The following is a 13,336-nucleotide window of genomic DNA, read 5'->3' as shown; positions in this document are numbered from 1 at the left end:
ATAAAAAAACCGCCATATTGGCGGTTTTTTTCATTGCTTTTTAATTAAAACGAAAAGCTCACTTTAGTGTAAATATAACGACCTCGAGGGTTATGTACACCCGATGCGTAACCATACAGATCTGAATCACCGTCACCAATTGCAAACGGTGGCTCTTCATCAAATAAGTTGTTCACACCTAGCGATACCTTTGCTGACTCAGTAATACGGTATGATGTTTGTAAATCAACCAATACTTGAGAATCAACAGTACGTGATGTATTACTATCGAAGTCTAAGTTGCCATCGAAATCGATATCTGGCGTATCTTCAAACTCACCTACATAACTAATGTTCATGTTTGTGTTGAACTGACCAATTTCCCAGTTAGTTGAGAAAATCCAGCGATGCTCTGGGTAACCATATTCACCAGTGTAATCGCGGCCATCTTTTTCAAATTTATCTTGGTAAGCCCATTCTAAATTGAATTTTAGTAAGCCTAAATCATCCAGTGAGTGGTTGTAATTTGCTGAAATATCAACGCCAGAAACTTCTTGTGATGATACATTTTCAAAAGTACTGAAAATCTTTTGAATAGTTCCTAGGCTGTCTGTACCTGATGGAGGTAAGCGAACACATACGGTACTGTTTTGGTTATTACACTCTGAGTTGTAAATTGGACCAAACTCTTGCTCATCAATTTTATTGTCTTGGGTGATACTCCATACATCTACACTCAAACCAAAGTCAGTTGTAGGTGCCCAAATAAAGCCGACATTCCAAGATTCAGACTCTTCAGCCTCTAAGTCAGGGTTACCGGCAAATTCAATGTTGTAATCTAGTGCATCACAATCTTTACCCGTTGCGTCACAACGGTAATTATCGATAAAGAACTGACTCTTTTCTGATGGCCCTAAACCTACTTGTGCAAGTGAAGGTGCTCTAAAGCCTTGCGCCCAAGAGCCACGAACTGTGATTTCATCGGTAGGTGCCCAGCGTAAAGCGACTTTAGGGTTTGTGGTGGTACCAAAGTCACTGTAATCATCGTGACGACCCGCAAGTTGTAGCTCTAAGTTTTCCGTAAGTGGAATTGAAAACTCAATATAGGCAGCGTATTGGTCGCGCTCTGCGGCAGCTGAAACGGCTTCGGTCCCAAAGATTAATCCACGTTGAAATTGATCATCTGGCGTATCCGTTACGTCCTCTTCGCGGTACTCAATACCGGCCGCCATCATGACAACATCATCACCAAAGTTAAATGCTTCACCTGAGATGTTAGCATCGAACGACGTCATATGAGACTCGCCTTGACGAACTAAGCTCGTAGTGATTCTATCGATTACTGCAGGATCATTGTAAGTGCCACCAAATGGGTTGTAGTTACCAGCGTCAATTTCTTGTTGTAAGAAGTCGGTGCGTACCCAACCTTGTGAGCGATCGCCTGTTTGTAACGACTTACTACGACCTTTTTGTACCGCTGTTTCCCAGCTCCAATCGTTAAATTCGCCTCGTAAGCCTGCTACAAAACGTATCGTGTCAGATTCGATATCCCACTGACGCGCACCTGCATCGACAGTTCTAAAATAATTAATCCCTACATCTTGTCCAAATGGATTATTAGGGTGACTCCCTGGTACTGTTAAACCCGCATCTTTATCAAGTGGCGTTGGCGCACCCGCTGCAACTGAGCTGTTATGCTGTACAGCCATTTCTAAGAAGCCCGTTATGCCATTGTCAAAGCGGTATTCAAATTGTGAAATTGCGCCCACACGTTCTGATGCCGGGGCAATATAGCCGAATGGACCATAATCAAAAACACAGCTGTTACTGCTACTTATTTGGTCAGTAGGACAGCTAGGATCTGGCTTTTGAACACCATTTACATCGAATGAGCCAGGGAAACCACGTGATGAACGAAAATCCATGCCACCATATGGAGACTGGTTAGCAGTACCTAAGCGCCCCATTTCATCTGATGATAAAGAGGTGTTTTTAAAGTAATCAATAATAACGGATGCGCTACTTTTTGCACTAGTAGTACCCCAAACAATACTGGCTGTAGTTTCTTCATAGTTAGGGCCATCTGTGCCGCCGTAACCTAAGTTTACTTCAATACCGTCAATATCTTTTTTCAAGATAACGTTTACAACACCCGCTACAGCATCAGAGCCATAGATTGCTGAGGCGCCATCTTTTAAAATATCAATACGTTCGATTGCTGAAACAGGAATACTGTTGATATCAACGAATGAGTTGGTGATCCCTTCAGCAAATGCGCTGATTGCAACACGACGACCATTAATAAGTACCAAGGTAGCATCGGCGCCTAAGCCACGAAGGCTGACGGCAGCTGAGCCATTTGCGGTTGAGTCTTGGTTATTACCACGAGTTGAAAAGGTACCATTACCTGCAACAGGCATTCTTTCAAGAAGCTGTTGTAGGTTGTCATAACCCATGTTTTCGATGTCTTCTTTATTAATAGATTGTACTGGAGACGGGCCTTCGATGTCCGAACGCTTGATACGAGAGCCTGTTACTTGAATACGTTCTACTTTTTCTGCAGTTTGCTGTGCAGCATAAGTCGTTGTGCTAAAACCTGCTGACAATGCGATAGTAGCACCGATGATTAAGCTTGGTGTAAATGCAATTGAGCGATACCAACCCATCATAGAAAATGTTTGCTCAGAGAGCGTTCTGCTGGATTTTATCAAGGCGCCATGATGATGTAATAGTGGTTTCTATTACGAAGAGTGGTAACGCAGAGAAAGTTCTGCAGATGCTCTCCCATAGGGCGAGTTTTAAAAGTGCTTAAACTGCGTTTTTTGAATTTTAAAGAGAGCCACTCTTAATTCATTCAAATGCCTTGCCTAAGTACTTTTAAATTCTCGCTGAGCGTCCATTTTCTATAAAGGGTTGGTATGTATCCTTAAGTCCTTGTTGATATGTTATAATTTACTTGTTTTACAAGTCTAATTATTAATACCATGTAACTTAAATGTTAGCAATTGGCCGCAAAGATGATTTTGTTATCTGCACTAATATGTACTGATTATTCTCAATAAAGGTAAACGATAGGATGCTCGCTATTTGGCGCTGTAACGTGATTTAGTTATTATTGATAAACAAAACGCCGAGCGACTTTAATTTGTAATAATTTGTGTTTTCCTAAAAATTTAACAAAAAAAAGCCTAACATGATGTTAGGCGTTTTTATTTAAACTTTATGTTTCATTAAGCGTTCTTTTTCACGGGACCAATCTTTATTTTTACCGTCTTCACGTTTGTCATGCATTTTCTTACCTTTCGCTAAATGGAATTCAAGCTTTACCCAGCATTTTTTCCAATACATAGCTGTGGCAATTAATGAATAACCATCACGCTCGGTTGCACCAACCAAACGGTCAAGTTCACGTCTGCTTAGTAATAATTTACGATAACGCAGCGGGTCGCAAATAACATGGGTTGATGCACTATTTAAAGGCTGGATTGTGCTGCCTAATAAAAACGCTTCACCGTTTTTAAGATGAATATAAGTTTCAGAGATATTTACTTTACCTGCTCGGATACTTTTTACTTCCCAGCCTTGGAGTTCAATACCTGCTTCAAACTTGTCGTGTAAAAAATACTCGTGTCGCGCTTTTTTATTTAGCGCGATGGTATTACTTGTCGATTTTGATGAATTTTTCTTAGCCATAGTGCCCTATAATATACGTTATACGAGATGTTTTACATCGATTTTTTTAAATTATACATGCAAAAGCGAAGGATTCATTTAAGCGCGATGAAAGTTTGGGGAAACGCACAAAGCTTGCTAAAATTCCTGCACACAGTTGGGAGTGAGTATGCCACAAATAGAAAAAAGTGCGCTGGTTATGTACAGCACTAAAGAGATGTTTGATCTAGTCAATGATGTAGAAGCTTATTCGCAGTTTTTACCTAATTGTTCAGACTCAAAAATTATTAAGCAGCATGATAATAACATGACCGCCAGTTTAGAAATATCTAAAGCCGGCATAAAAAAATGGTTTACCACTGAAAATACGCTAATTGATGAGCAAACGGTGATGCTTCGCTTAGTTGATGGGCCTTTTAAAACCTTACAAGGTCGTTGGCATTTTCAGCAATTAGATGCGCATGCGTGCAAAGTACATTTACAGCTAGACTTTGAATTTTCTAGTAAGTTAATAGAGCTTGCGTTTGGTAAAATTTTTAATGATGTGGCTAAAAATATGGTGAGTGCCTTTACTCAACGTGCAAAAGCGGTATATGGAGAGCGTGCATGATCAATATTGAAATTGTGTTTGCGTTGCCAACGAAAGCAACCACGTTAAATATAGAAGTATTCCAAGGTACCACCGCAGAGCAAGCAGTGATCCAATCAGGTATTATTAAGAAGTGCCCTGAGATTGATGCAACCGCTTTAACTTTAGGTGTATGGAACAGAACGGTAAAGCTTAATCATGAGCTTAAAGACGGCGATAGAGTTGAAATTTACCGCCCATTAATTGCCGACCCTAAAGATGCCCGCAGAAAGCGCGCCGAAAAAGCCAAAGAAGAGGGCCGCGCAAATAAAGTAACTGGTGGCCGACCGTTAGAACGCTAGATACAAAAAAGGTGAGCCATGCTCACCTTTTTAAATTAAACCCAAATGACTTATTGCTCTAAAGGGGTTGTAAAGTTTTCTGGTTGCTCATAGTCACCAGATACCGTTACCAACTTTTCATTTTCAAAGTTTAATACTAATGATTTATATTGTTCATTAGCGCGCCCTTTATTAAAGCTGTAAACGTAACGCCAAGTATTTTTATCGAAGGCGTCTTCGGCAATCGGTCTGCCTAGTACATAAATTACTTGCTCGCGAGTCATATTAACGCGAAGCTTATCAACGTCTGATTGTTCTAAAAAGTTACCTTGAGGGATGTTGATTCTGTACACCCAGCTAGAACAACCTGCGGCTGAACTAAGCGTTAAAGCGACAATAAGCCAAAGAGAAAAAGTTTTTAACGACTGCATTGTTAGTTGTGATCCTTATTTTTTATGATCTGCATGATACCGATTAGTCACTCAAGGTAAAACCCTTTTGAGTAATTGTTTTTGTTTAGCGCGTTAAGGCGAGGTTTTGACCATTAATAATCAAAAAAGTTTAAACGATGAGTTGTGCAATAATAAAAGTAAACCGGCTGTTTGGTCACTGTATATTGTGCAAACACGGTTTGGTCATTGGTATACCGGCATTACAGTTGATGTAGCGCGTCGTTTAGCAACGCACCAAGCGGGTAAAGGGGCAAAAAACCTCAAAGGGAAAGGACCGCTGGTGCTCATTCATCAGCAACAAGTTGGGACTAAAAGCGACGCAAGTAAATTAGAATATGCGATTAAAAAACTTCCACGGGCAAAAAAAGAGGCTTACGTTGCTGCTTTTAAGGGGGGACTGAATACCTCAGGGTTTGTCAAAAGCTGATTAATAAATGCCTCAATTAGCAATACCGCTTCTTGATAAAGAGTAGTGTTAATATTTTCGAGCGTATTTTTTGCTGTTTTGGTCGCAACAATATTTACGCCTTGCGCCTTAGAAAACAGCCCTGATGGATAAGTAAAAGGTTGTTCAATAACCGTTAGTTGATGCTCTTTAAAGCGTGCTTTTAAATATTCTCTGGTGAGTAAAGCCGAGTGACTATTCGTTTTTCTTCCTGCTAATTTAGAGCTGGTTAGCGTTGTTAAATCAGTGAATAACTGCGGCTCAATCGGCTTTGAGAGTCCACTCCAACTTATAAAAAATACAATGCAGGTTAAACTAAATAATTTAATAATGATTCGCCTTAACGATAAGTGATTTTAATGCGATGAGTTTATTATCATAGCGTTGTTTGTCATGTGTAAAGTCTGCTTTTTTTCTGGCTTTACGCAAATGAAATTCCGCCCTAGCTATATTATTTAACTCAAAGTAACTTCGCGCCAGTCCAAAGTGGCTTTCATGTAAGGTTGGTGACATGGCGGTTACCCTTTTTTTGAAAGCAATGAGGTTGCAAAACGGGCTTGTCGGCTATTGGGGTCAAAATCAATAATTAAACGCTTATTACGCTGATAAACAAGTGAGCTGTCTTTGAGTTTCGTTTTATTGTCTATGGCAAGGTTGATATGCCCAGTGAGTAAATTAAACCCCTGATTTAGTGACCAATACTCCGGAATGTGTACTTTTTGAAAGCGGGCCTTAAGGCCTAAATGTTCGGCCAAGCTATACGCTAAAATAGAGAGTGAAAGACAATTGGCATTTAAATTTTGATAGCTTTGTGACGCAGTTTGAGTGCTGGTAGATTGATAAGATAGTGAGTTATCACCTTTGTGAGTAAAAAACTAAGTACACTATAGGTAATTTCATCAACTGATTTACTCGATTGTACGTAAGCATTTAATTGCTGTTTGAGGCCGTCGTCGTGTTGAAATATTTGTTGCTCAGACTCTACAAGCTGCTGTTGTAATTGCATGGGAGGAGTAATAGTGGGGATTGGCACACTTATATTGGCGTTATCTGTGGTGCTACAAGCACAAAGAGCCATCAGGCACAATCAGTAAATAATGTTTACCTTGGAGAGCATTCATATACACCTCTGTACAAAAAACACTTAAGTATAGTGGTTATTTTGTACAGAGGTTATTTTTTAATGTAACACTCTATTTAACGTTGCTGATTAAACGTAGCAACGAGTGCATCAAGTGTTTGTGCGCTGGTGGCTAAATCACGAATTGCTTGCTCGGTATTGATTTGTTCACTCATTGATTTATCACTGATCTCACTTATTTGCTCAATACTACGACCCACATCATTCACAACGCTATTTTGCTGTTCTGTAGCGGTGGCAATTAGAGTTGCCATATCGTTAATTTCATTGGCTGTTTCAGTAATGTTATTAAGTAACTCAACCGAGTTTTGCATTGCGCTAACGCTTTGTTGGGCTTTATTTTTTGATTGGCTGATATCATTTACAACATCATCTGAAATTTGAGTGAGCTCTTCAATCATAGATTGAATTTCAGTGGTTGATTGCGACGTACGATTTGCAAGTGCTCTTACTTCATCAGCAACGACAGCAAAGCCTCGTCCATGTTCACCAGCTCGGGCAGACTCAATAGCTGCATTAAGTGCCAATAAGTTGGTTTGTTCAGATATACCTCTAATTGAATCCACAATACTAGCGATATCAATAGTCTTTTTAGAAAGTAAAGCAACTTGCTCGGTTATGCCGTCAATGTCGCTGGCAAGGGCTGAGATTGTCGTTTGGCTGTGTAACACTTGTTGATGGCTTTGCTTGGTGTTATCGCGGCTATCGTTGGTTAACTTAGCTGCATTGGCAGCACTTTGCGCTATTTCTTGCACTGTAGCGCCCATTTCATTAATGGCTGCTGCAACTGAAATAGTTTGCTCTTTTTGCTTATCAAGGGCTAAGGAGTTTTGCTTGGCTTGCGCAAATACATGATCTGAGCTGTGGCGAATTCCATGGCTTTCATTGGCTACTTGCACAATAGCGGTTTCTATTTTTTCAATAAATTGATTAAAGCCGGTGGTTAAATTATTTAGCTCAGGTTGGGGAGATGTTGGTAAGCGATAGGCTAAGTTTGCATCGCCACGCCCTAAACGCGAAAATAGCTCAGCCATTGTTGATAACGGTGAAGCTAAAGAGCGAGCTAATAAGTAACTGATCACGCTTGCGATTAGCGCAGTGATGATAGTGAAGGTGAATATTTGCCACTCTAGGATATTTACACTAGAAAACACTTCGCTTTTTGGGACTTGAGCTAATACAAATAAGTCAGTGTTTTTAATCGGTGTAGCTGCAATGAGTGTGGCTTGCCCGTTGATATTTACTTCCTCTAAAGCGAAGCCATTTTTATCAAGTAATTTGTTATGAATATTAGCGCTGTAAATACTATCTATATTCACCTTAGCGACTTTGTCTGCATCTTTATGTAACTGTATTAAGCCGTTTTTATCGGCAATAAACACAAACCCTGATTGCTCAATTTTAAATTGTTGTAGCAGCTTTTGCATATCTGTAATGCTTTTTGCTAAGCCTGCCAAGCCTAAACCATTAGGCTGTTGGTGGTTAACAAACATTTTTACATCGTTTTCAGACTCTTGATAAATACTAATTGAGTAAGGTTGCTTTGATTGAGTAAAAGCAAAAAACCAGCCATCTGCGGCATCATTTTTTAAAACACGTAAAAAGCCATCTTGGTTCCAATATTGTGCGGTGTTTTTATTCGCCCACGAAGCCGTGGCAAGATTGTATTGATCAACCAAGCGATTGAGCTCTTTAAGTAATAGCGTGTCGTTGTTGTTGCCAGTATTTGCCCAATTTAAAATATAGGTATTGGCCGAAAGTTGCTTTGCAGCCCCAAGAAGTTCATTGATCTCGCCACCAATGTGATTACTTATTGTTTGTAATTTACTTGGCAGTTCTGATTCGATCATGCGTTGCTCAATAATATTTTTTGAGTTATGCAAAGACGTCAAACCAATTAATACAGCAACACAAATAGCAATAATGCTTCCAAGCGCTGTTATTTTTTGAGTAATAGAGAGATTTTGTATCGTCATGATAATGCTTATATTTACAACTGAGGCAATGAGAGGAATTATTTTAGCACATTATTTATTTTCAGCTATTGATGATTAATTTGCACTTAAAAAAGCCCACAGCAAAATGCAAGTGGGCTTGGTTTCTAACAAGTGAGAGTTTTAGGACCCTTGGGTTAAACTATTTTTTTCATTGCAGACATGTAGCCGCGTAATTTTGCGCCTACTTTCTCAACAGGGTGCTCACGTAGAGCCGTATTTATTTGAATTAAAGTTTGGTTATCAACTTGATTACTTTGCTCATTTAAGCCATTACCAATAACATCAGTATCAATACCTTGCATAAATTCTTGTAGAAGCGGCAAACAGGCATGGTTATATAAATAGCAGCCGTACTCAGCGGTATCTGAAATAGTGCGGTTCATTTCAAATAACTTTTTGCGTGCAATAGTATTGGCTATCAGCGGCGTTTCATGCAGTGACTCATAATAGGCAGATTCTGCAATAATACCGGCCGCTGTCATGGTTTCAAATGCCAGTTCTACACCTGCTTTTACCATTGCCACCATTAAAATACCGTGGTCAAAAAATTCTTGCTCAGCAATTTCTACATCGCCTGCAGGGGTTTTTTCAAAATGAGTTTCTGCAGTTTCAGCACGCCATTTTAGTAAGTTAGCGTCATCATTTGCCCAGTCTTCCATCATTACACGTGAAAATGTGCCATCGATAATGTCATCTTGGTGTTTGTTATAAAGAGGGCGCATAATTACTTTAAGCTCTTCACTTAGCTCAAACGCTTTAATCTTTGCAGGGTTTGATAAGCGGTCAAGCATGTTTGTCACACCGCCATATTTAAGTGCTTCTGTGATCACTTCCCAGCCATATTGAATAAGTTTTGAGGCGTAACCGGCATCAATTCCTTTTTCAATCATTTTGTCAAAACATAAAATAGAGCCAGTTTGTAGCATGCCACATAAAATAGTTTGCTCGCCCATCAGATCAGATTTCACTTCAGCGATAAATGATGATTTAAGTACCCCCGCGCGATGACCACCTGTACCTACTGCATAGGCTTTTGCTTGTGCCAAGCCATGGCCCTGAGGATCATTCTCTGGGTGAACCGCAATTAATGTAGGTACGCCAAAGCCGCGTTTATACTCTTCACGTACTTCTGACCCCGGGCATTTTGGTGCAACCATAATAACGGTAATGTCTTCACGAACTTGCATGCCTTCTTCAACAATATTAAAGCCATGTGAATAGGCAAGGGTTGAGCCGTGTTTCATTAATGGCATGATGGCATTAACAACTGCAGTATGTTGTTTATCAGGTGTTAAGTTAAGTACTACATCGGCTGTTGGGATTAACTCTTCATATGTACCCACTTTAAAACCATTGTCAGATGCATTTAAGAATGACTGACGACGCTCAGCAATGGCTGAATCACGTAGTGTATAGGCTACATCTAAACCAGAATCACGTAAGTTTAAGCCTTGATTTAGGCCCTGTGCGCCACAGCCTACAATTACCAATTTTTTACCTTTAAGTGCAGCAACACCGTCGTTAAATTCGTCTGCGCCCATAAATTCACATTGTGCCAATTGCGCTAATTGTTCGCGTAAAGGTAAGCTATTAAAATAATTTGCCATGATAAGTTTCCTATTAATTCAGTTTGTTAGATGCATTGCTTTTGCTTTGCTTGGAATAACAATATGGAAAATCTTTTCTTGCGTAAAATGATATATTTGAATTAAAGTGTTTCATAATATGAAATACTGGTGTTGTTATGGATCATAAGCATTTAAATTACTTTTTGGCGTTGGCAAAAACGCTTCATTTCTCTCGTGCCAGTGAGTTATGCCACATAAGTGCGCCCACTTTAAGTCGTAATATTAAGCAGTTAGAAGATGAAGTAGGGGTGATGTTATTCCAGCGTGATAATCGCAGTGTAAAGCTTACCCGCGAAGGCGTTGCATTTAAGGAGTATGCCAGTGCTACGCTTAATAATTGGCAGCGCTTTAAGGCTAATTTAAACGAACCGCAACAACATATTTATGGCAATGTGAGCCTTTATTGCTCCGTTACTGCATCCTACAGTTTTTTGCATCATATTTTAGAGCAACTGAGAGCTCAGCATCAGCATATTGAAATTACCTTAAATACGGGCGATCCCGCCTTGGCTATTAACCGAGTGTTAGATGGACATGAATCTATGGCCATTGCAGCCAGACCCAGTAAATTACCTGCACAAATTGCATTTGTAGATATTGGCTACTCGCCATTGGTATTAATTGCACCCACTATTCAATGTCCGATCACAGAAAAATTAGCCACTAGTAGCGAAACTATTGATTGGTCTGAGCTTGAATTTATTGTTGCTGAACAAGGATTTTCAAGACAAAGGTTGGAGCAGTGGTGGCGAAAAAATAATGTGCAAGGAAAAATTTACGCGCAAGTGGCAGGGCATGAAGCTATGGTATCTATGGTGAGTTTAGGGTTAGGCGTGGCCATGATCCCAAAAATTGTACTCGATAATAGTCCGCTTAACGATAAGGTTCAGGTTTTAGAGTATAAAGGCGAGCCACCACAAGGGTTTAAAATTGGTTTGGCTGTATTACACAAAGAACTAAACGACCCTGCTATTAGTGCGCTTTGGAATATTGCACAAAATATGGGGGAAAACATAATATAGGCTTATTGGATGATAAAAAAATGTTAATATAAACCGTTGATATTTATGTGTTTATCAACATCTTTGTTGTGATGTCTAAGAGTTTTAATTATGGATAATACGGTTTCACTTGCTCATTCTGCCCAGTGTTAAAAAAAGCCATTCCGTTGATGGTTAAATACAAAATGCCTGTAATGCCAATAAATTATGCTGTTTGGTACTGTTATGTACAGGGCGACAACCCACAACTAAACACAGAGCTTGATAAAGTCATCTCTTTGCACAATACGTATTCAGCTCAAACCGCCCAAGAAATTTTTAATAAGCATATTAATGACGAAGAGCTTGCATTTTTTCAACAAATGTCTGAAAGGTTTCATGGCACCGTAGAGCAAATGCAGTTTGATCTTAGTGACTCCATTCAATATTCGAAAAGCTTTACTACCTCGTTAGTTGATTCACAAAATGAATTAAAAACGCTCTCTAGTATTAACTCATTTAATGAGATCCTTTCTTGCGTTGAGCGCCTAACTGACGAATCAATTGCGATGCAAGATTATGCCCGTGGATTCCAAACCTAATTAGCGCAAGCGTACAACGAAATTAAAGATTTAAAAGAAGTGCTTAGCGTGACCCAAGCAGCGGTTGATAAAGATTTCCTTAACCGAATTATTTAATCGCGGTAAGTTTGATACAGACATTGTTGAGTTTTGTTTGAACGCCTCTTCACAAAATGAACACGGTAAATTAGCGGTGTTGATTATGTTCGATATTGATCATTTTAAACGTTTTAATGACGATTTTGGCCATCAAAAAGGCGATGAGGTACTCAAGCTAGTCGCTCAAAAAGTGCAAAATAGTGTACAAGAGCAATACAGAGCTTATCGTTTTGGTGGTGAAGAATTTTGTATTACGGGTTACTTTGAAAGCATTAATGATGCGATGGCATTTTGTAATCAGCTTCGTTTGAGCATTGCCAAATTGACGATTCGTAAAAAAGAAGACAGTAATAAACGTAATATTTCAGCCAGTTTCGGCATTGCTTTAATGGAACCTTCTAGTAAGAGCTGTTTATTGGTTGAAAAGGCAGATAGAGCACTTTATTTAGCTAAAACCCATGGTCGTAATCGGGTCGAAATAGCGGCCGATATGTAAACGTGTTCTGTTTGTATCAAATTTGTTAATGATTGTAACCCTCTAGAGCTTGTGTTCATACTACTTGCTACTATAGGGTCAAAGCCACTTTATAAACTAGCGATTAACTTCATGCGGTTCCATCTGAGAATAAACATATGCCTGTTATTAGTGCTATTAAACACTAATGCGATTGCTCAGAAGCAGCAACATATATCCACTGATGAGCTTAATCTTAGTGTGAGTGTTGGTGCTGGGGTGATCACAAATCCTCTGTATGGTGCAGATAACATCCCCTTAGTTGTTATTCCGCAAGTGGCCTATTATGGTCAAAATTGGTTTTTTGATAATGGCCGTCTTGGTTATTCTTTTTTACAAAGCAAACAACATAACGTTAGTTTTGTGTCAGAAATTAACCCTGAGTCACGCTTTTTTATTGATTGGCATCCACAAAATATTTTCCCTTTTAAAACAACCGCTGAGAACGAGATATTAGAATCGCTACACACTGATTCACCGCGTCAAGTAAACATAAATAATATACAAAAAAGACGAGTCGCACTTGATGCCGGTATAAGCTATTTTTTTGTAAAGCAGCAGCAAGTATTTTCTGTGCAATTATTGCATGATGTAAACAGTGTTTATAATGGCTACAGAGGATCGTTGCAATGGCAATATCACCATGAGTTTAAGCAATTAACGTTAAAGTCGACGTTAGGCGTTAATTACAAATCAACCCAACTAAATAACTACTTTTATGGTTTAAATAGCGCTGAATCTATTCACGGTGAAATAGAAGTTGGTAGTAGTTGGCAACCTTATGCTAAAATCGACGCCCGTTGGCCTGTAGATGGAGTCAACGCGCTTCGTTTTCATTTAGCCTATTATGATTATTCAGCAATGGATAGCAGCCCGCTTTTTGAACATAACTATTCAATGACCGCCTTTATAGGATTCGAACATACATTTTAATATGAA

Annotated in this window: 10 protein-coding genes and 2 pseudogenes; 6 read left to right on the top strand and 6 right to left on the bottom strand. The window is 39.3% G+C overall.

Annotated elements, in window-relative coordinates; all coding sequences use genetic code 11:
• Positions 1–44: 44 nt before the first annotated feature.
• Both MTN97_RS02895 and smpB read right to left on the bottom strand, forming a co-directional pair.
• Positions 45–2,648, bottom strand: coding sequence for a TonB-dependent receptor (locus tag MTN97_RS02895; RefSeq protein WP_248473672.1), 2,604 nt, complete (start codon positions 2,646–2,648; stop codon positions 45–47).
• 544 nt (positions 2,649–3,192) lie between these two features.
• Positions 3,193–3,672, bottom strand: coding sequence for an SsrA-binding protein SmpB (smpB, locus tag MTN97_RS02890; protein WP_013465526.1), 480 nt, complete (start codon positions 3,670–3,672; stop codon positions 3,193–3,195).
• Positions 3,673–3,820: 148 nt separating this feature from the next.
• Here smpB and MTN97_RS02885 point away from each other — a divergent pair, with 148 nt between their 5' ends.
• Both MTN97_RS02885 and MTN97_RS02880 read left to right on the top strand, forming a co-directional pair.
• Positions 3,821–4,261, top strand: coding sequence for a type II toxin-antitoxin system RatA family toxin (locus MTN97_RS02885; RefSeq protein WP_013465525.1), 441 nt, complete (start codon positions 3,821–3,823; stop codon positions 4,259–4,261).
• On the top strand, positions 4,258–4,581 hold the full coding sequence (locus MTN97_RS02880) for an RnfH family protein (protein WP_036981810.1): 324 nt from the start codon (positions 4,258–4,260) through the stop codon (positions 4,579–4,581). The genes MTN97_RS02885 and MTN97_RS02880 overlap by 4 nt, the downstream gene beginning before the upstream one ends.
• Before the next feature lie 50 nt (positions 4,582–4,631).
• On the opposite strand, the gene MTN97_RS02875 is transcribed toward MTN97_RS02880, so the two are convergent.
• Entirely contained in the window at positions 4,632–4,991 is a 360-nt protein-coding gene (locus tag MTN97_RS02875) for an outer membrane protein assembly factor BamE (RefSeq protein WP_013465523.1), read from the bottom strand.
• 106 nt (positions 4,992–5,097) lie between these two features.
• On the opposite strand from MTN97_RS02875, the gene MTN97_RS02870 reads away from it, so the two are divergent.
• Positions 5,098–5,439 (top strand): GIY-YIG nuclease family protein, encoded by a 342-nt coding sequence (locus MTN97_RS02870; RefSeq protein WP_248473647.1) that lies wholly within the window; start codon positions 5,098–5,100, stop codon positions 5,437–5,439.
• 342 nt (positions 5,440–5,781) lie between these two features.
• On the opposite strand, the pseudogene MTN97_RS18085 reads toward MTN97_RS02870, so the two are convergent.
• From MTN97_RS18085 to ilvC, 3 genes and pseudogenes are all read right to left on the bottom strand, one after another.
• Positions 5,782–6,578: pseudogene (locus tag MTN97_RS18085) on the bottom strand (hypothetical protein).
• Between the two features lie 76 nt (positions 6,579–6,654).
• The gene (locus MTN97_RS02850) at positions 6,655–8,574 is read right to left on the bottom strand and encodes a methyl-accepting chemotaxis protein (protein ID WP_248473643.1); all 1,920 of its coding nucleotides are present in this window, start codon (positions 8,572–8,574) and stop codon (positions 6,655–6,657) included.
• A gap of 155 nt (positions 8,575–8,729) precedes the next feature.
• On the bottom strand, positions 8,730–10,202 hold the full coding sequence (gene ilvC, locus MTN97_RS02845) for a ketol-acid reductoisomerase (RefSeq protein WP_248473642.1): 1,473 nt from the start codon (positions 10,200–10,202) through the stop codon (positions 8,730–8,732).
• Positions 10,203–10,339: 137 nt separating this feature from the next.
• On the opposite strand from ilvC, the gene ilvY reads away from it, so the two are divergent.
• The 3 genes and pseudogenes from ilvY to MTN97_RS02830 all read left to right on the top strand — a co-directional run bounded on the left by ilvY (position 10,340) and on the right by MTN97_RS02830 (position 13,330).
• Positions 10,340–11,245: an HTH-type transcriptional activator IlvY gene (gene ilvY, locus MTN97_RS02840; protein ID WP_248473641.1), complete on the top strand. Its 906-nt coding sequence runs from the start codon at positions 10,340–10,342 to the stop codon at positions 11,243–11,245.
• 90 nt (positions 11,246–11,335) lie between these two features.
• A pseudogene (locus MTN97_RS02835) lies at positions 11,336–12,379 on the top strand (GGDEF domain-containing protein).
• Positions 12,380–12,490: 111 nt separating this feature from the next.
• Positions 12,491–13,330 (top strand): MipA/OmpV family protein, encoded by an 840-nt coding sequence (locus MTN97_RS02830; RefSeq protein WP_248473640.1) that lies wholly within the window; start codon positions 12,491–12,493, stop codon positions 13,328–13,330.
• Positions 13,331–13,336: the final 6 nt, after the last annotated feature.

Origin of the sequence: Pseudoalteromonas sp. 2CM36K, assembly GCF_023161865.1 — a bacterium.
Classification (GTDB): domain Bacteria; phylum Pseudomonadota; class Gammaproteobacteria; order Enterobacterales; family Alteromonadaceae; genus Pseudoalteromonas; species Pseudoalteromonas tetraodonis.
Note: the sequence above shows the minus strand (reverse complement) of the source record. Positions and strands in the feature narration are given on the sequence as shown.